The organism is Pseudomonas sp. FP2309 (assembly GCF_030687575.1).
Taxonomy (GTDB): domain Bacteria; phylum Pseudomonadota; class Gammaproteobacteria; order Pseudomonadales; family Pseudomonadaceae; genus Aquipseudomonas.
Genome location: NZ_CP117439.1, coordinates 1,684,048 through 1,703,536, shown reverse-complemented (window position 1 = coordinate 1,703,536; position 19,489 = coordinate 1,684,048). Strand labels below are relative to the sequence as shown.

General features: G+C 61.3%; 14 protein-coding genes. 5 read left to right on the top strand and 9 right to left on the bottom strand.

Annotated elements, in window-relative coordinates; translation table 11 throughout:
• Positions 1-12: 12 nt before the first annotated feature.
• The 3 genes from fadA to PSH59_RS07790 form a co-directional block, all read right to left on the bottom strand.
• Positions 13-1,188: an acetyl-CoA C-acyltransferase FadA gene (gene fadA, locus PSH59_RS07800; RefSeq protein WP_248076625.1), complete on the bottom strand. Its 1,176-nt coding sequence runs from the start codon at positions 1,186-1,188 to the stop codon at positions 13-15.
• Between the two features lie 29 nt (positions 1,189-1,217).
• Positions 1,218-3,365, bottom strand: a complete 2,148-nt coding sequence (gene fadB, locus PSH59_RS07795) for a fatty acid oxidation complex subunit alpha FadB (RefSeq protein WP_305394724.1) — start codon at positions 3,363-3,365, stop codon at positions 1,218-1,220.
• A 496-nt stretch (positions 3,366-3,861) separates the two neighbouring features.
• Positions 3,862-4,299: a hypothetical protein gene (locus PSH59_RS07790; protein WP_248076629.1), complete on the bottom strand. Its 438-nt coding sequence runs from the start codon at positions 4,297-4,299 to the stop codon at positions 3,862-3,864.
• 106 nt (positions 4,300-4,405) lie between these two features.
• Between PSH59_RS07790 and PSH59_RS07785 the strand changes: the two genes are divergently transcribed.
• Positions 4,406-4,846 (top strand): universal stress protein, encoded by a 441-nt coding sequence (locus PSH59_RS07785; RefSeq protein WP_248076631.1) that lies wholly within the window; start codon positions 4,406-4,408, stop codon positions 4,844-4,846.
• Positions 4,847-4,965: 119 nt separating this feature from the next.
• Here PSH59_RS07785 and PSH59_RS07780 read toward each other — a convergent pair whose 3' ends face one another.
• Positions 4,966-6,885 (bottom strand): ATP-binding cassette domain-containing protein, encoded by a 1,920-nt coding sequence (locus tag PSH59_RS07780; protein ID WP_305394723.1) that lies wholly within the window; start codon positions 6,883-6,885, stop codon positions 4,966-4,968.
• Between the two features lie 213 nt (positions 6,886-7,098).
• On the opposite strand from PSH59_RS07780, the gene PSH59_RS07775 reads away from it, so the two are divergent.
• Entirely contained in the window at positions 7,099-9,027 is a 1,929-nt protein-coding gene (locus PSH59_RS07775; protein ID WP_248076636.1) for a transglycosylase SLT domain-containing protein, read from the top strand.
• Between the two features lie 95 nt (positions 9,028-9,122).
• Here PSH59_RS07775 and PSH59_RS07770 read toward each other — a convergent pair whose 3' ends face one another.
• Positions 9,123-10,901: an ABC transporter transmembrane domain-containing protein gene (locus tag PSH59_RS07770; RefSeq protein WP_248076639.1), complete on the bottom strand. Its 1,779-nt coding sequence runs from the start codon at positions 10,899-10,901 to the stop codon at positions 9,123-9,125.
• Positions 10,902-11,137: 236 nt separating this feature from the next.
• Between PSH59_RS07770 and PSH59_RS07765 the strand changes: the two genes are divergently transcribed.
• Positions 11,138-11,311, top strand: coding sequence for a PA1571 family protein (locus tag PSH59_RS07765; protein WP_248076642.1), 174 nt, complete (start codon positions 11,138-11,140; stop codon positions 11,309-11,311).
• Positions 11,312-11,363: 52 nt separating this feature from the next.
• Here the strand turns inward: PSH59_RS07765 and pdxB are convergent, their stop codons facing one another.
• Positions 11,364-12,506 (bottom strand): 4-phosphoerythronate dehydrogenase PdxB, encoded by a 1,143-nt coding sequence (gene pdxB / locus PSH59_RS07760; RefSeq protein ID WP_248076645.1) that lies wholly within the window; start codon positions 12,504-12,506, stop codon positions 11,364-11,366.
• A gap of 140 nt (positions 12,507-12,646) precedes the next feature.
• On the opposite strand from pdxB, the gene PSH59_RS07755 reads away from it, so the two are divergent.
• Positions 12,647-14,041, top strand: coding sequence for an MATE family efflux transporter (locus PSH59_RS07755; protein WP_305394722.1), 1,395 nt, complete (start codon positions 12,647-12,649; stop codon positions 14,039-14,041).
• On the opposite strand, the gene tusA is transcribed toward PSH59_RS07755, so the two are convergent.
• Entirely contained in the window at positions 14,038-14,283 is a 246-nt protein-coding gene (gene tusA, locus PSH59_RS07750) for a sulfurtransferase TusA (RefSeq protein ID WP_248076649.1), read from the bottom strand. The genes PSH59_RS07755 and tusA overlap by 4 nt on opposite strands.
• 116 nt (positions 14,284-14,399) lie before the next feature.
• A complete protein-coding gene (gene rlmM / locus PSH59_RS07745; RefSeq protein ID WP_248076651.1) occupies positions 14,400-15,476 on the bottom strand; it encodes a 23S rRNA (cytidine(2498)-2'-O)-methyltransferase RlmM in 1,077 nt (358 codons plus the stop codon).
• Positions 15,477-15,672: 196 nt separating this feature from the next.
• Here rlmM and acnA point away from each other — a divergent pair, with 196 nt between their 5' ends.
• The gene (gene acnA, locus PSH59_RS07740; RefSeq protein ID WP_305394721.1) at positions 15,673-18,414 is read left to right on the top strand and encodes an aconitate hydratase AcnA; all 2,742 of its coding nucleotides are present in this window, start codon (positions 15,673-15,675) and stop codon (positions 18,412-18,414) included.
• Between the two features lie 69 nt (positions 18,415-18,483).
• On the opposite strand, the gene PSH59_RS07735 is transcribed toward acnA, so the two are convergent.
• On the bottom strand, positions 18,484-19,422 hold the full coding sequence (locus PSH59_RS07735; RefSeq protein WP_248076655.1) for an aspartyl/asparaginyl beta-hydroxylase domain-containing protein: 939 nt from the start codon (positions 19,420-19,422) through the stop codon (positions 18,484-18,486).
• Positions 19,423-19,489: the final 67 nt, after the last annotated feature.

Here is a 19,489-nt window from a genome sequence, read left to right as displayed (position 1 = left end):
TCAACCCAACGCTTAGACGCGTTCGAAGACGGTGGAAATGCCTTGGCCAAGACCAATGCACATGGTGGCTACCCCGAGGTTGCCGCCATTTTGCTTCATCACATTGAGCAAAGTGCCGGAGATACGTGCACCGGAGCAACCGAATGGGTGGCCCAGGGCAATCGCACCGCCGTGCAGGTTAACCTTCTCGTTCATCTTGTCGAGCACTTTCAAATCTTTCAGCACTGGCAGGGCCTGTGCGGCGAAAGCTTCGTTGAGCTCAAAGAAGTCGATATCGGCGATGGAAAGGCCCGCACGCTTCAAGGCTTTTTGTGTCGCTGGTACTGGACCATAGCCCATGATCGCAGGGTCCACACCCGCCACCGCCATCGAGCGAATCACCGCCAGCGGCTGGATACCCAGGTCCTGGGCACGCTGCGCCGACATCACGATCATGCACGAAGCACCGTCGGTGATTTGCGACGAAGTGCCGGCCGTCACGGTGCCGCCTTTCGGGTTGAATGCCGGCTTGAGCGCCGCGAGGCTTTCCAGGGTGGTGTCCGGACGAATGGTCTCGTCATAGTCGAACAACTTCAGGAAACCGTTCTCGTCGTAGCCGTTCATCGGGATGATCTCATCCTTGAACTTGCCTTCCACGGTCGCTTTGTGGGCGAGCTGGTGGGAGCGCAGGCCGAACGCATCCTGGGCTTCGCGGGTGATGCCGTGCATCTTGCCGAGCATTTCCGCAGTCAAACCCATCATGCCCGAAGCTTTCGCCGCGTAGAGCGACATGTGCGGGTTAGGATCGACACCGTGCATCATGCTGACGTGGCCCATGTGCTCCACGCCGCCGACCACGAACACATCGCCGTTGCCGGTCATGATGGCCTGGGCGGCGGTGTGCAGCGCGCTCATGGACGAACCGCACAAACGGCTCACGGTCTGCCCAGCCGCAGTGTGCGGGATCTGGGTCATCAGGGAAGCCATGCGTGCGATGTTCCAGCCCTGCTCCAGGGTCTGGTTGACGCAGCCCCAGATCACGTCCTCGACTTCATTAGGGTCGACCTTGACGTTGCGCTCCAGCAACTTGCTGATCAGGTGCGCCGACATATCTTCAGCGCGGGTGTTGCGGTGCATGCCGCCCTTGGAGCGGCCCATCGGCGTGCGACCGAAGTCGACAATCACCACGTCTCTTGGATTCAAGCTCATAAATATTCTCGCTCTAGTCGTTTGGGCGCTTAACCGAAGAAGCTTTGGCCATTCCTGGCCATTTCACGCAGCTTCGCGGTCGGGTGGTACAGCGGGCCCAAATCAGCGTATTGATCAGCCAGGGCAACGAATTCGGCCACACCGATCGAGTCGATGTAACGCAGCGCACCGCCACGGAATGGAGGGAAACCAATACCGTACACCAGGCCCATATCGGCTTCGGCGGCGGTTTCAACGATACCGTCTTCCAGGCAACGCACGGTTTCCAGGCACAGGGCGATCATCATCCAGTTGATGATGTCCTCGTCGGACACCTCACGCTGTTCGTAGATGACAGGCGCGAGCACTTCGTGCACCGATGGGTCGGCAACTTTCTTCTGCTTGCCCTTCTTGTCGGTCTCGTAGGCGTAGAACCCTTTGCCGTTCTTCTGGCCCAGGCGCTTGGCTTCGTAAAGGGCGTCGACAGCCGAACGACGGTCGTCCTTCATGCGGTCCGGGAAGCCTTCAGCCATGACGTCACGACCGTGGTGACCGGTGTCGATGCCGACCACGTCCATCAGGTACGCCGGGCCCATGGGCCAGCCGAATTTTTCCATGACTTTGTCGATGCGCACAAAGTCCACGCCGGCGCTGACCAGCTTGGCGAAACCGCCGAAGTACGGGAACAGTACGCGGTTGACCAGGAAGCCCGGGCAGTCGTTGACCACGATCGGGTTCTTGCCCATTTTTTTGGCGTACGCCACGGTGGTGGCAACGGCCAGCTCGCTGGACTTCTCGCCACGGATGACTTCCACCAGCGGCATCATGTGCACCGGGTTGAAGAAGTGCATGCCCACGAAGTTTTCCGGACGCTTGAGGGCCTTGGCCAACAGCGAGATGGAAATGGTCGAAGTGTTCGACGCCAGAATGGTGTCGTCTTTGACCTGGGCTTCAACTTCGGCCAGTACCGCCTGCTTGACCTTCGGATTCTCGACAACCGCTTCGACCACCAGGTCGACGTGGCCGAAATCGCCGTAGGACAGCGTAGGACGAATGCCGTTAAGCACTTCAGCCATTTTCGCAGCGGTCATGCGACCTTTATCAACGCGGCCCACCAGCAATTTGGCAGCTTCCGCCAGGCCTTGCTCGATACCGTGCTCGTTGATGTCTTTCATCAGGATCGGCGTGCCTTTGGACGCCGACTGGTAGGCAATACCGCCGCCCATGATACCGGCGCCGAGTACGGCAGCCTGTTTCACGTCCTTGGCGATTTCGTCGTAGGCCTTGGCCTTTTTCTTCAGTTCCTGATCGTTCAGGAACAAGCCGATCAAGCTTTGGGCAGCCGAGGTTTTCGCCAGTTTGACGAAGCCGGCCGCTTCCACTTCCAGGGCTTTGTCGCGACCGAAGTTCGCGGCCTTCTGGATGGTCTTGATCGCTTCAACCGGCGCCGGGTAGTTCGGGCCGGCCTGGCCAGCCACGAAACCTTTGGCGGTTTCGAACGACATCATTTGTTCGATGGCGTTGAGCTTGAGTTTTTCCAGCTTCGGCTGACGCTTGGCCTTGTAGCCAAATTCGCCGCTGATGGCGCCCTTGATCAGGTTCAGTGCAGCTTCGGCCAGTTTGTCCGGGGCAACCACGGCATCGACGGCACCGACTTTCAGTGCGTCTTCGGCTTTGTTTTCCTTGCCGGAGGCAATCCACTCGATGGCGTTGTCGGCACCGATGATGCGCGGCAGGCGCACGGTGCCGCCGAAACCTGGGTAGATGCCCAGTTTGACTTCAGGCAGACCAATTTTGGCGGTGGCGGCCATGACGCGGAAGTCGGCGGCCAGGCACATTTCCAGACCACCACCCAGCGCGATGCCATTGATCGCGGCAACGGTTGGCACGTTGAGGTCTTCGAAATCGCTGAAAATCTTGTTGGCTTCGAGGTTGCCAGCCACCAGCTCGGCATCGGGCAGCTTGAAGTTGTCGACGAATTCGGTGATGTCAGCGCCGACGATAAACACGTCCTTGCCGCTGGAAACGATCACGCCCTTGACCGAAGCATCTGCTTTGATGGTGTCTACGGCCTGACGCAGTTCGTTCAGGGTTAGACGGTTGAACTTGTTGACGGACTCACCCTTGAGGTCGAATTTCAATTCGACGATGCCACTTTCAAGAGCCTTAACCGTGATGGCTTTACCTTCGTAAATCATCAACTGATCTCCACGATATGGAAGCTGAACAGTACACACTGGACGCTGGCCTCTGGTTGGACATTGATAGTTGCGTCAATGCTCATGCCCATCTGCCAGGCACACCCGCCAATGCGATAGTCGGGATTCTGTATGAGCGGTCTGACAGACAAACGCTCAATTCATACGCCCGTTTGATTCGGGTACGCCACCTTCATCCAATTCCGGACAATTGTCAATCGCCCGAAGGGCTAGGAAAAACACGACTTTCCAGTCATTTTAGGAACCCTGAGCGCGGGCCCACAGGCCATCAATATCCAGTTATTCACGAAATCAATAGTGGGTAAGTTGTGGGAAAAGACTGTACAGATCGGGATATGCCGCTAGGCTTGCGACAACCGTAAAGCGCCTGGATGAACATCCGACGCGCACAACACACATTTACCGGCCTGCCTGGCCAACTCCAGCCCGATGATGATGTCGGGCTTTTTATTGCCTGAGATTGAGCCCAACGCCCTCAAGCCAGGGCTTTGAGCAACGCATCGATGGCCAGCAAATCACGCGTCTCGCCTTTCTCGCCCCAGTACAGGGCGATCATTTGCGTATCGGCCTCGACTTTGTAGACGTTGGCCGGCAGCGTCGCAAAATGCTGCAACAACTTCTCATCCGAGCACTCTTCGCGCCAGCGGTTGACCCACACGCCCGGCTCCAACTGCCAGTAACTCCAGATCGACGGCGTGCTGCCGCGTCGTGGTCGGCAGTATTGCGCGCAGGGGCTCGGCGGTTCCTGCTTGAGCCAGTGTGGCCACTCCTGGGGCGCCAGCTGCATGGCCAGGCCGATACGGCGTGCTTCCATGCGCAGGGCCATGCGCCCGCTCTGATGGCGCGACGGACGCAGCCATGCCAGGGGGCTTAGAACCACCGCAAGGATTGACACCACTATCCAGACCGTCATATGTGTACTCCCGATTTTCTAGATGAGCGGATTTGACCTGAAGCAACCCCATCCGCTTGAAAGCAGCCATACTTCACTTATTGCAGTCCCCCTGGAGGAACGCCCCATGTCCTACGAACATATTCTGGTCGCGGTCGACCTGACCGAAGAGTGCGATCCAGTGATCAAGCGCGCGCGGGACTCCGCAATCGCCAACGGCGCCAAACTGTCACTGGTGCACATCGTCGAGCCCATGGCCATGGCCTTTGGCGGCGACGTGCCGATGGACCTTTCCCAGTTGCAGCAGCAGCAATTCGACCAGGCCAAGGAACGCCTTGACCGATTGATTCTCAAATACCCGGAAGTAAGCAAGGAAAATTCCCACCTCACCTACGGCCAACCGCGCCAGGAAATCCACCACCTCGCCAAGGAACAAGGTTGCGACCTGATCGTGGTCGGCAGTCATGGCCGTCACGGCCTTGCGCTGTTGCTGGGTTCCACCGCCAATGACGTGCTGCACGGCGCGCCGTGTGATGTGCTGGCGGTGAAGCTGGTAAAAAATTCGTAAGACCGACGGATATCTGGTGTGGGGGTACAAGCCCCCCTGCCACATTTGAACCGCATGACATATGAAAAAGCCCGGCGCCTGTATAAGGGCACCGGGCTTTTTTATGGCTCGAAGATCAATCAGGCATCCAACTCGGCCCAACGCTCAACCAGCGCCTCCAGTTCCTGGTTCAGCGCCTCCAGCGAAGCGATGACCTTGGCGGTTTCCGCCGCAGGACGCTGGTAGAAACCCGCGTCAGCCATTTCCGCTTCTACCGCGGCGATCTGCTGTTCCTTGGCGTCGATGTCACCCGGCAAGGCTTCCAGCTCGCGCTGCAGCTTGTAGCTGAGTTTCTTCTTGGCCGCGGGTGCAGCTTCCTGCACCGGCGCAGCAGCGGCTACCGGGGTGACCACTGCGGAGTTCAAGTCGGCTTTGCCGGACTTGCTCTCGGTCACGCCCAGCAGACGCGGCGAACCGCCCTGGCGCAGCCAGTCCTGATAACCACCGACGTACTCGCGTACCTTGCCTTCGCCTTCGAAGACCAGGGTGCTGGTCACCACGTTATCGAGGAATGCCCGATCGTGGCTGACCATCAGCACAGTGCCGTTGAAGGTCAACAGCACTTCTTCGAGCAGCTCGAGGGTTTCCACGTCGAGGTCGTTGGTCGGTTCGTCGAGTACCAGCAGGTTCGCCGGCTTGCTGAACAGCTTGGCCAACAGCAAACGCGCGCGCTCACCACCGGACAACGCTTTGACTGGGGTCCGGGCACGCTGCGGGCTGAACAGGAAGTCGCCCAGGTAGCTCAGCACGTGGCGGCTCTGGCCGTCGATATCGATAAAGTCGCGGCCTTCGGCCACGTTGTCGATCACGGTCTTTTCCAGGTCCAACTGGTGGCGCAACTGGTCGAAGTAGGCCACGTCGATGCGCGTGCCTTCTTCCACGGTGCCGCTGGTCGGTTGCAGACCGCTGAGCATCAGCTTGAGCAAGGTGGTCTTGCCGGTACCGTTGGCGCCCAGCAGGCCGATACGGTCGCCGCGCTGCAGGACCATGGAGAAGTCCTTGATCAGGAACGGACCGTCCGGGTGATGGAAGCTGACGTTTTCCAGCACCATCACTTGCTTGCCGGACTTGTCGGCGGTGTCCAGTTGGATATTGGCCTTGCCGGTGCGCTCACGACGCTCGCCGCGCTCAACACGCAGGGCCTTCAGGGCGCGTACGCGACCTTCGTTACGGGTGCGGCGGGCCTTGATGCCCTGGCGGATCCAGACTTCTTCCTGGGCCAGTTTTTTGTCGAACAGCGCGTTGGCGGTTTCTTCAGCGGCCAGCGCCGCTTCCTTGTGCACCAGGAAGCTGGCGTAGTCGCCGTTCCAGTCGATCAGGCCGCCACGGTCCAGTTCAAGGATGCGCGTGGCCAGGTTCTGCAGGAAAGAACGGTCGTGCGTGATGAACAGCACGGCGCCCTGAAAATCCTTGAGGGCTTCTTCGAGCCAGGCGATTGCGCCGATGTCCAGGTGGTTGGTGGGTTCGTCGAGCAGCAGCAGGTCCGGCTCGGACACCAGCGCCTGGGCCAGCAGTACGCGACGGCGCCAGCCACCGGACAACTCGGCAAGGGTCTTGTCGGCCGGCAGTTGCAGGCGGCTCAAGGTGCTGTCGACCAGTTGCTGCAAGCGCCAGCCGTCACGGGCTTCGAGGTCTTGCTGGACGTGCATCAGCTTGTCCAGATCTTCGTCGGTGACGCAGTTCTGCGCCAGGTGGTGGTATTGCGCAAGCAACTCACCCACGCCATCCAGGCCTTCGGCGACCACGTCGAACACTGTCCGTCCGTCGGCCACCGGCAATTCTTGCGGCAATTCGCCGATCTTGAGGCCCGGCGCGCGCCACACGGAGCCTTCATCGGGCTTCTGGTCGCCCTTGACCAGCTTCATCATGCTGGATTTGCCGGTGCCGTTGCGGCCGATGATGCACACCCGCTCACCACGGGCGATCTGCCAGGACACCTTGTCCAACAACGGCATAGCGCCGAAAGCAAGGGACACATCGCTGAATTTGAGCAGGGTCATACGCTTCTCCAAAAACTGGGCGCGCATTCTACCTGACTTGAGGGTCGGATGCGGCCGGCATTTTTGATGCCGACACGTTCTGTAGGACATTTCTGGCGAACTTGAATGAACCGGCCGGCAAAGCTTTCGCCTGCCGCTGGCAAAAGGCTAAGCTAGGAGCAATCAGTGTCGGCGGTGCCGGTGCTAGTCGTGATTTCTCTGCACGGACGTCTCATGCGCAGTCGCCTTTTCAACTTTTTATCTTGTCTGCTTCTTTCCGCCACCGCCGTTCAATCCGCCCAGGCCGTGGACCTCACCACCCAACGTCAATATTACGATGAAGCCAAGCGCGCCCTGGCCAAGGGCGACACCGGCCCGTACATGCAATACAGCCAGGCGCTGGCCGACTACCCGCTCACGCCTTACCTCGCCTACGACGAACTGACCGCCCGCCTGAAAACCGCGAGCAACCAGGAGATCGAGCAGTTCCTTGCCAAAAACGGCGACCTGCCCCAGGCCAACTGGATGAAGCTGCGCTGGTTGCGCTGGCTGGCCGAACGCGGCGACTGGCAGACCTTTGAAAAGTACTACGACCCCAAGCTCAATTTCGTCGAACTGGACTGCCTGCACGGCCAATACCAACTCACTCACAACCTGAAAGCCGAAGGCTACAAGACCGCCGAAAAACTGTGGATGACCGGCAAATCCCAACCCGCCGCCTGTGATGTCACCTTCGGCCAGTGGGCGGCCGACGGCCAACTCACCGAACAGAAAATCTGGGACCGCGCCAAACTCGCCGCCGAAGCGCGCAACTACGCCCTGGCCAACAGCCTGGTGAAGACCCTGCCGACCCTCGGCGCCCAAGGCCGCCTGATGGTGGACGTGGCGCAAAAACCCGACATGCTCAGCGACCCATCACGCTTCCAGCCAGCCACCGAGGCCATGTCGGACGCCGTGGGCCTGGGCCTGCGTCGCCTGGCACGCCAGGACCCGGACAAGGCCATGGCTATGCTCGACGGCTATGCCAGCAGCATGCACTTCTCCCGTGACGAAAAAGTGTCGATCGCCCGCGAAATCGGGCTGACCCTGGCCAAACGCTTCGACCCACGCGCCCTTGAGGTGATGACCAAATACGACCCGGAACTGCGCGACAACACCGTCTCCGAGTGGCGCCTGCGCCTGCTGCTGCGCCTGGCGCGCTGGGAAGATGCCTACCAGTTGACCCGCAAACTCCCACAAGACCTGGCCACCACCAACCGCTGGCGCTACTGGCAGGCCCGCAGCCTGGAACTGGCCGAGCCGAAAAACCCGCAAGCCCTGGTGCTCTATAAGAACCTGTCGCGGGAGCGGGATTTCTATGGGTTCCTCGCCGCCGATCGCTCCAAGGCGCCTTATCAGTTGAATAACAAGCCGCTGCTGATGAGCCAGGCGCTGATCAACAAGGTGCGCAACACCCCAGGCGTGCGTCGTGCCCTGGAGTTCTACGCCCGTGGTCAAGTGGTCGATGGCCGCCGCGAGTGGTACCACGTCAGCCGCCACTTCAATCGTGACGAAATGGTGGCCCAGGCCAAGCTGGCCTACGACATGAAGTGGTATTTCCCGGCGATTCGTACCATCAGCCAGGCGCAATACTGGGACGACCTGGACATCCGCTTTCCCATGGCTCACCGCGACACCCTGGTACGTGAAGCCAAAGTTCGCGGCCTGCATTCCAGTTGGGTGTTTGCCATCACCCGCCAGGAAAGCGCCTTTATGGACGATGCCCGCTCCGGCGTCGGTGCCAGCGGCCTGATGCAACTGATGCCCGGCACCGCCAAAGAGACAGCGCGCAAATTCAGCATCCCCCTGGCCTCCCCGGCCCAGGTGCTGGACCCGGATAAAAACATCCAGCTCGGTGCCGCGTACCTGAGCCAGGTGCACAGCCAGTTCAACGGCAACCGTGTCCTCGCCTCCGCCGCCTATAACGCCGGGCCCGGCCGTGTGCGCCAATGGCTGCGCGGTGCCGATCATCTGAGTTTCGACGTGTGGGTGGAAAGCATCCCCTTCGACGAAACCCGCCAGTACGTGCAAAACGTGCTGTCTTATTCGGTGATCTACGGGCAGAAGCTCAACTCGCCACAGCCGTTGGTGGATTGGCATGAGCGCTACTTTGATGATCAGTAATACAAGCCGCTTCAAGCGACAAGGTTGAAGCTTCAAGCTGAGTGCAAATGCCCGCATTATTTTGCGGGCATTTTTTATGGTGGGGAAAGTGGGCGTTAAACGCCGTCCTGCGCCCCATCACTGAACTGCAACGCTGCCAACCGCGCGTACAGTGGATTGCTTGCAATCAACTGTTGATGCGTGCCCACCGCCACCAGCTTGCCCTGGTCCATCACGGCAATGCGATCGGCATGTTTTACTGTGGCCAGGCGATGGGCGATGACCAAGGTGGTGCGCCCCTGCATCAGTTGCGGCAGGGCCTGTTGGATCAAATGCTCGCTCTGGGCATCCAGGGCGCTGGTGGCTTCGTCCAGCAGCAGGATGGGGGCGTCCACCAGCAACGCGCGGGCGATGGCCAGGCGTTGACGTTGGCCGCCGGAGAGGCCGAGCCCGCCGTCGCCCAGGTGAGTCTGGTAGCCCTGGGGCATTTGCAGGATGAAGTCATGGGCATGGGCAATGCGCGCGGCGGCCTCAACCTGGTCACGGGTGGCGGCCGGGTTGCCATAACGGATGTTGTCTTCAACGCTGCCGAAAAACAGCGCCGGGCTCTGGGACACCAGGGCGAAGTGGCGGCGCAGGTCCATCGGGTCGAGCTCGGTCAGCGGGTGGCCTTCAAGCAGAATGCGCCCCTGCCGGGGGTCGTAAAAGCGCAGTAACAGGTCAAAGAGCGTCGATTTGCCCGCGCCCGACGGCCCCACCAGCGCCAGGGTTTCACCGGGGTTAATGGTCAGGTTCAAACCGTCGATGGCGTAACTGTCCGGGCGTGAGGGATAGCAAAAGCGCAGGTCCTGCAACTCTATACGGCCGCTGACGCGCGCCGGCAAACGAACAGCATCGGTGGCGGGTGCCTGGATTTCGTTGGTCGACTGCAACAGCTCACCGATCCGTTCTGCCGCACCGGCAGCGCGTTGCAGTTCGCCGAGCACTTCGCTCAGGGTGCCGACGGCACTGCCGACGATCAGGCTGTAAAACACAAACGCCGCCAGTTCCCCGCCGGAAATGCGCCCACTGATAACGTCCATACCGCCGACCCACAACATTACCCCCACGGCACCCAGCACCAGCATGATCACCAGGGTGATCAGCCAGGCACGTTGCGCAATGCGTTTACGCGCGGTGGCAAACGCCTCCTCCACAGTTACAGCAAAACGCTGCTCGTCCTGCACCTGGTGGTTATAGGCCTGCACGGTCTTGATCTGGCCGAGGGTCTCGGACACGTAGCTGCCCACATCGGCGATCCGGTCCTGGCTCAGACGCGACAGGCTGCGCACACGGCGACCAAAAATCAGGATCGGCGCCAGCACCAACGGCAGGGCCACCACCACGATGCTGGTGAGTTTGGGGTTGGTGACGAACAACAGCACAATCCCGCCGATCACCATCAAGGCGTTGCGCAGGAACAACGACAGCGACGAGCCGATCACCGATTGCAGCAAGGTGGTGTCGGTGGTCAGCCGCGACTGGATTTCCGAGCTGCGGTTGTTTTCATAGAAACCTGGATGCAGGTAGATCAGGTGGTTGAACACCTGGCGACGAATGTCTGCCACCACCCGTTCGCCGATCCAGGACACCAGGTAGAAGCGCGCAAAGGTGCCCACCGCCAGGCCCAACACCAACACCATGAACAGGCCGATGGACTGATTAAGCAAGTGCGGCGACTGGGTCATGAAGCCCTGATCCACCAGCAGGCGAATGCCCTGGCCCATGGACAAGGTGATGCCGGCGGTGACGATCAGCGCCAACAAGGCGCCCAGCGCCTGCCAGCGGTAGGGCGCGATAAAGCGGCTGGCCAGGCGAATGGCGCGGCGTTGACGGGTTGAGAACATAGCGGGCATCACCGAAGAGGAATCTGTCCCTCTACATGGGGGGAACTCCGGCGAATAACAATGAGTCAGGTTAATTATGCCCACCGATACGGCCCCCTAGAGGCTATCGGTCTAACGGCCGGCTGGAAATTCGCAGCGGTTTCTGGTGGACTGGCTGTTCGAACCGGTGACCTGGCAAGGAGTTGTCACAGCCCGGTCACGCGGGGGTTTTAAAGTAGGTACACAACCTGATGAGGAGACAGGCCATGACCTTGCAAAACAGCAGCGATGCCAAAATTGAAGTAATCCGCCAACCGCAGCACTTGCCTTGCTCCGTCATCGACGCCCAAGGCCACGAGGTGCAGATTACCGAAGAGATGATCCAGCAGGCGTGCCGCGAGCTGGAAGAAAAATTGGTCAAGCCTGCCCGGCAAGGCTGAAGCGCCAGAGCTTTTTTAGTCCCGGCCGCCATGGCCGGGCTTTTTATGCCGGTCAGATCAGTTCTGCCCCCAGGGCTGCGACGATCTGCGACAGCGCGGCAGACTCACCATTGATCCGCACCTTTAAACCCTCGATCTCGCGACGCGCGGGGTAATGCTTGCGCAGCAGGTCAAAGGCCTTACGCTGCTCGTCCACGCTGCCGACCAGGCTGCGGCGAAAATCCGCATCATCCCGGCGCGGGTCGTACACGCTGCGACACAAGGTGGCCAACGCCCAGACCGGATCGGTTTCGGCATTGAGGTGCACCTCAGCCAACCACAGCGGCGGCAGCAGATCACTTAACTGAATACTCGGTGGCTGCCCCAGGTGCGCACAGAACGCCTGATAAATCTGCGCCGTGCCACGCTGGCGGCCTTCCAGGCTGTAACCGGCGATATGCGGCGTGGCCAGCACGCACAGGTCGGCGAGGTCGACATCCACCTCGGGCTCGCCTTCCCATACGTCCAGCACCGCCTGCAGGTCGTCGCGCGCCAGCAGCACCTCGCGTAGCGCGGCGTTATCCACCACCGGGCCACGGCTGGCGTTGATCAGCCAGGTGCCGGGCTTGAGCTGTTCCAGGCGTTGGCGGTCGAACAAATGCCAGGTGGAACCGTTGCCGGACTTGGTCAACGGCGTGTGCAAACTGATCACATCGCACTGCTCGATGATCTGCGCCAGGCTCACGTAATCGCCGTCTTCGGCGATCTGCCGGGGCGGGTCGCACACCAGCACCTTCCAGCCCAGCCCCTTGAGCACCTTGACCAACCGCCCGCCCACTTCACCGGCACCGACGATGCCGTAGGTGCGCTGAGTCAGGTCAGCGCCTTCGATCTCGGCCAGGGTCTGCAGGCTGCCCAGCACGTAGTCCACCACACCACGGGCGTTGCAACCCGGGGCGCTGGCCCAACTGATGCCGGCCTGCTTGAAGTAGTCCAGGTCCAGGTGGTCGGTGCCGATGGTGCAGGTGCCGACGAAACGCACGTTTGTGCCTTCCAGCAACGCACGGTTGACGTTGGTCACCGAGCGCACCAACAGCACGTCGGCCTGCTCGACCGTGGCGCGGTCGAGCGAACGGCCGGGCACCCGGCGAATCTCGCCAAAACCTTGGAAGAATGCATCGAGCAGCGGGATATTTTCGTCGGCAACAATCAGCATGGCAGGCTCCTTTGGCGGACCGGCAGTGTACAGGGATCGCGGCCGTCGCTTACAAATCGCTAACACAGGTTTTTTCCTGACCGTTGCGTCAACGCGTAGAATCCGCCGTCCTTGTGCCTCTCTCTATTGGACATTCGTACGTGAACACTGCCACTGCCCCCCTCACCCGCCCCGCCCGAATCAGCCGGGAAGTGGGCGGCCTGATGACGCTGGCGCTGCCGATCATGATCGGCCAACTGGCGACCACCTTGATGAGCTTTGTCGATGCGGTGATGGCCGGTCGCGTCAGCCCGCAGGACCTGGCGGCAGTGGGCCTGGGCAACTCGATCTGGATCCCGGTGTACCTGTTGATGAGCGGCACCCTGCTGGCCACCACGCCGAAGGTCGCCCAGCGCTACGGCGCGGGGCAGTACGCTGACATCGGGCCGCTGGTACGTCAGTCCTTGTGGCTGGCCGTGGTGGTTGGCATCACCGGCGCCGTGCTGCTGCTCTGCGCCGAACCGATCCTGCACGCAATGCAGGTTGAGCCGGACCTGATCGCCCCCACCATGGGCTACCTGCACGGCATCGCCGCCGGGATGCCGGCCATTGCGCTGTACTACGTATTTCGCTGTTTCAGTGAAGGCCTGGGCCGTACGCTGCCCAGCATGGCCATGGGCCTGTGTGGATTGGCGCTCAATATTCCGCTGAACTACATCTTCATCTACGGCCACCTGGGCCTGCCGGCCATGGGCGGCGTGGGCTGCGGCTGGGCCACGGCGATTGCGATGTGGGTGATGATGCTCGGCATGGCCGGCTGGACGCGTTTTGGGCCGGCCTACCAGAGCAGCGAACTGTTCAAACGCTTTGACTGGCCGCAATGGGCGGTGATCAAGCGCGTGCTGGGGATTGGCCTGCCGATCGGCATCGCGATCTTTGCCGAGTCGAGCATCTTTGCGGTCATTGCCCTGTTGCTGGGCAGTCTGGGCGCCACGGTGGTATCCGGGCATCAGATCGCGCTGAACGTCAGCTCGCTGGTGTTCATGATCCCCTATTCGCTGAGCATGGCCGTCACCGTGCGTGTCGGCCAGGCCCTGGGGCGTGGCGAGGCCCGGCAAGCGCGCTTCGCCGCCGGCGTCGGCATGGGCACCGCCCTGGCGTACGCCTGCCTGTCGTGCAGCCTGATGCTGTTGTTGCGCGAGCAGATCGCGGCGATCTACACCCCCGACCCGGTGGTGATCCACCTGGCGTCGACGCTGATCGTGTTTTCCGCACTGTTCCAGTTCTCGGACTCGATCCAGGTCACCGCCGCCGGCGCCTTGCGCGGCTACCAGGACACGCGGGTGACCATGGTGCTGACCCTGTTTGCCTACTGGGGCGTGGGCCTGCCGGTGGGCTATGCCCTGGGGCTGACCGACTGGCTCGGCGAGCCAAGCGGCCCGAGCGGGTTATGGCAGGGGCTGATCGTGGGCCTGAGCTGCGCGGCAGGGATGTTGCTGGTGCGCCTGGCGCGCAGTGCACGCTGGCGCATTCGGGCCGACAAGGCGCAGGCTTAATCGGCTTTCTTGCGGATCCAGTACAGGAAGGTGCCGGCCTGTTCCTGCTGGTCCACCAGTTCGTGGTCAAGAAACACGCAGAACTTGGGGATATCGCGGCGGGTCGAGGGGTCGGTCGCGATGACCTTGAGCAAGCCGCCCGCGGGCAGGTCACGGATGTGCTGATGCAGCATCATCACCGGCTCCGGGCAGTTGAGGCCGGTGGCGTCGAGGGTGCCGTCGACGGGCAGGTCAAGACTCATACTTCACTCCTAAAACTAACGCGCTCTCCTGGGAGCGGCGGTGCGACTTGCCCGCGATGGGCAAGCGTTGGACAGTTATACCGCTATCGCAGGCAAGCCAGCGCCCACATTTGAACTCAGCGGCTTTTGGATTTCTTTACGTCGATTAACCGACGCAAATGGCACGTCACTTCCTCGCGGTCGTGGTACAGCTGCTTGCAGCCGATCTCCACGCGAATGCCGCGTGCCTTGAAGCCCTCTTCAATGCGTTCCAGCAGGCGCTTGACTTCGGCATAACGCTGCTTCATCGGCAGCTTCAGGTTCACCACCGCTTCGCGGCAATGGCCCTCGCCGATCCAGGTCTCCAGCAACGCGGCGTTGCGCGCCGGTTTCTCGACGATGTCACACACCATCCAGTCCACCGGTTGCTTGGGCACGAACGTGAAGCCGTCGGCCATCAAGTGTTGCACCAGGCCAGTGTCCATCAGGCTTTCGGCCATAGGGCCGTTGTCGATGGCGGTCACCAGCATGCCACGGTTGACCAGTTGCCAGGTCCACCCGCCCGGCGCGGCGCCGAGGTCGACGCCGGTCATGTCGCCGTGCAGGCGCTCGTCCCACTGGTCGCGGGGGATAAAGTGGTGCCAGGCCTCTTCCAGCTTCAGGGTCGAGCGGCTCGGCGCTTCACGCGGGAACTTCAAACGGGGGATGCCCATCGGCCACATCGCCGAGTTGTTCGACTCGGCCAGGCCCATAAACACTTCGCGGCCGCTCTTAAAGGTCAGCAGCAGGCGCGGCTTGCTCGCATCGTCGACCAATTTGCCGGCGTTGAGCAGGGCTTTGCGCAGGTGCACTTCAAATTTTTTGCAGAAGTTCGACAGTTCCTTGCCGTCGTTGGTGTCGACCATTTCCAGCCACAGGCTGCCGCAGACCGGGAATTCGCGCAGGTGAGCGAGGATCACGCTGATGCGGTCGGTTTCCGGCAGGTCGATAAACACCCCGCGCGCCCACTGCCTTGGGAAGATCAGCTCGGCAAAGCGTTGGCCGTGCATCAGGCGCGCGGCGCCGTCTTCTTCGGTGCAGACAAATTCGGCGCAGGCGCTGCCGGTCTTGGCCTTGGCGTAGCCGGAAACGTTCAGGCGCGCGGCGTGTTCCGCGATCTCGGAACAGACTTCGCCTTCAAAACCCGGGCGGCAGTGCATAAAAAGGGTGTTCATCGACTCTCCTGGTGACTCAACCGGCCTTGCGCTATCGCAATGCCTGTCATGAAAACGCGCGCATGATAGCCGAGTTCGGAACCTTGGACTTGCCCATAGAGTCCAGTTATTAGCCTGCTAATGAAAACAGCGCTAGCTTTAAAGCTCTGTTCGTCCCGTCAGGTCCGTAGCCGTGCGGACCATAAGGAGTCGCGTCATGTCCTCGCTTGATAGCCTGAAAACCCTTAAGACCCTGGAAATAGACAGCAAAACCTACCACTACTTCAGCCTGCCCGAAGCCGCCAAGAGCCTGGGCGACCTGGACAAGCTGCCGATGTCGCTCAAGGTGCTGCTGGAAAACCTGCTGCGCTGGGAAGACAACAAGACCGTCACCGGCGCCGACCTCAAGGCCATTGCCGCCTGGCTCAAAGAGCGCCAGTCCGACCGCGAGATCCAGTACCGCCCTGCCCGTGTATTGATGCAAGACTTTACCGGTGTGCCCGCCGTGGTCGACCTGGCCGCCATGCGCGCCGCCATGGCCAAGGCCGGGGGCGACCCGCAGCGCATCAACCCACTGTCGCCGGTGGATCTGGTGATCGACCACTCGGTGATGGTCGACAAGTTCGGCAATGCCGACGCCTTCGAGCAAAACGTCGACATCGAAATGCAGCGCAACGGCGAACGCTATGCCTTCCTGCGCTGGGGCCAGAGCGCCTTCGACAACTTCAGCGTGGTACCGCCGGGCACCGGCATCTGCCACCAGGTCAACCTGGAATACCTGGGTCGCACCGTGTGGACCAAAGACGAAGACGGCCGCACCTATGCGTTCCCCGACACCCTGGTGGGCACCGACTCCCACACCACCATGATCAATGGCCTGGGCGTGCTCGGCTGGGGCGTGGGCGGGATCGAAGCGGAAGCGGCGATGCTTGGCCAGCCGGTGTCGATGCTGATCCCGCAAGTGATCGGCTTCAAGCTCACCGGCAAACTCAAAGAAGGCATCACCGCCACCGACCTGGTGCTGACCGTGACGCAAATGCTGCGCAAAAAAGGCGTGGTGGGTAAGTTCGTCGAGTTCTACGGCGACGGCCTGGCCGATCTGCCCCTGGCGGACCGCGCCACCATCGCCAACATGGCCCCGGAATATGGCGCCACCTGCGGCTTTTTTCCGGTGGATGATGTAACCCTGGACTACCTGCGCCTGTCCGGCCGCCCGAGCGAAACCGTGAAGCTGGTGGAGGCCTACACCAAGGCCCAGGGCCTGTGGCGCAACGCCGGCCAGGAGCCGGTGTTCAGCGACAGCCTGGCCCTGGACATGGGCAGCGTCGAAGCCAGCCTCGCCGGGCCGAAACGCCCCCAGGACCGCGTGGCCCTGCCGAACGTCGGCCAAGCCTTCAGCGACTTCCTCGACCTGCAATTCAAACCCACCAACAAAGAAGAAGGCCGCCTGGAAAGCGAAGGCGGCGGCGGTGTGGCGGTGGGCAACGCGGACTTGGTGGGCGAAGCGGATTACGAGTACGAAGGCAGCACTTATCGCCTGAAAAACGGCGCGGTGGTCATCGCCGCGATCACCTCCTGCACCAACACCTCCAACCCCAGCGTGATGATGGCGGCCGGGCTGCTGGCCAAAAAAGCCGTGGAAAAAGGCCTGACCCGCAAGCCCTGGGTCAAAAGCTCCCTGGCGCCCGGCTCCAAGGTGGTCACCGACTATTACAACGCCGCCGGCCTGACCCACTACCTGGACGCACTCGGCTTCGACCTTGTGGGTTATGGCTGCACCACCTGCATCGGCAACTCCGGCCCGCTGCCTGAGCCGATTGAAAAAGCCATCCAGAAAGCCGACCTCACCGTGGCCTCGGTGCTATCCGGCAACCGTAACTTCGAAGGCCGCGTGCACCCTTTGGTGAAAACCAACTGGCTGGCCTCGCCGCCGCTGGTGGTGGCGTACGCCCTGGCCGGCACCGTGCGTATCGATATCAGCAGCGAGCCGTTGGGTAACGACAAGGACGGCAAACCGGTGTACCTCAAGGACATCTGGCCGAGCAGCCAGGAGATTGCCGACGCGGTGGCCCAAGTCAGCACCGGCATGTTCCACAAGGAATACGCCGAGGTATTCGCCGGCGACGAGCAGTGGCAGGCCATTGAAGTCCCCCAGGCCGCGACCTATGTGTGGCAGAAAGACTCCACCTACATCCAGCACCCGCCGTTCTTCGACGACATTGGCGGGCCGCTGCCGGTGATCGAAGACGTCAAGGCCGCCAGCGTCCTGGCGCTGCTCGGGGATTCGGTGACCACCGACCACATCTCTCCTGCCGGCAATATCAAGACCGACAGCCCCGCCGGCCACTACCTGCGCGAGCAGGGCGTAGAACCGCGCGACTTCAACTCTTACGGCTCACGCCGGGGCAACCACGAAGTGATGATGCGCGGCACCTTCGCCAATATCCGCATCCGTAATGAAATGCTCGGCGGCGAGGAAGGCGGCAACACGCTGTATATCCCCACGGGCGAGAAGATGGCGATTTACGATGCGGCCATGAAATACCAGGCGTCGGGCACGCCGCTGGTGGTGATCGCCGGGCAAGAGTACGGCACCGGCTCAAGCCGCGACTGGGCGGCCAAAGGCACTAACCTGCTGGGGGTCAAGGCGGTGATCGCCGAAAGCTTCGAGCGCATTCACCGCTCCAACCTGGTGGGCATGGGCGTGCTGCCGTTGCAGTTCAAGCTGGATCAGAACCGCAAGACGCTCAAACTCACCGGCGAAGAGAAAATCGACATCCTCGGCCTGACCGACGTTGAGATCGTGCCGCGGATGAACCTGACGCTGGTGATTACGCGGGAGGATGGCAGCCGCGAGAAGGTGGAGGTGCTGTGCCGGATCGACACGCTCAATGAAGTGGAATACTTCAAAGCCGGCGGCATCCTTCACTATGTGCTGCGTCAGTTGATCGCCGCTTAAGAACACAGGCGAACACGTGTGGGAGAGGGCTTGCCTCTCCCACCGTTTGACCCTGTTGTACCTGTCGGATCAGCCGAACAGCCATTTCCACAGCAGCACCAGTACCACAACCGCCAACACCGGCCGCGCAATGCGGTAGGCCTTGGGGTGCTTGCGCTTCCACTGCTTGACCACACCGCTGAACTTGTCGCTGAAGGTCTTGCTCCAGGCATAGGCCTGGTTGATGCCACCTACGCGTTCGTCGTCCAGGTTCTGCGGCGCCGTGGCGCGACCCAATTGCTTGCTGACCCAACGGTTGACGCGGGTCATGAACGGGTTGCTCAAGGGGCGTTCAATGTCACAGAACAGGATCACGCGGGTGTGCTCGGTTTCGTTCTTCACCCAGTGCACATAGGTTTCGTCGAACATCACGTCGTCACCGTCGCGCCAGGCGTATTCCTGGCCATCGACGAAAATGCGGCAGGCGTCGGAGTTGGGCGTGGACAGCCCCAGGTGATAGCGCAGCGAGCCGGCAAACGGGTCACGGTGCGGGTTGAGGTGGCTGCCGCCGGGCAACAGCGCAAACATCGCGCCCTTGACGTTGGGAATGCCGCTCACCAGTGCCACGGTTTTGGGGCACAGCGCCTCGGCCGACGGCAACGGTTTGTCGTACCACTTGAGGTAAAAACGTTTCCAGCCCTTCTTGAAGAACGAACCAAACCCGGCGTCGTTGTTCTTTTCAGCGGCACGGATGTAACCCTCGTCGAACAGGCGCATGGCTTCTTCGCGGATCACTTCCCAGTTGTCCTTGAGCACATCCAGTTCCGGAAACTTGCTGCGGTCCAGGTAAGGTTTGGACGGCACCGCGGAGAACAGGTACATCAAGGCGTTATAGGGGGCGAACAGCGCCGAGTGGTTCACAAACTGGCGCAACATCGGTAAACGGGCCTTGCCGCGCAGGTGTACATACAGGGTGCTGCCGATAAACAACAGCAACACCGACAACTTGGCGGCCAACGAAAAGGTCATGCAGCAACTCCTGGAAATACGCGCCTGGCCAACCACTTCCCGTCACGGGGAAACCAGACATAGCAGC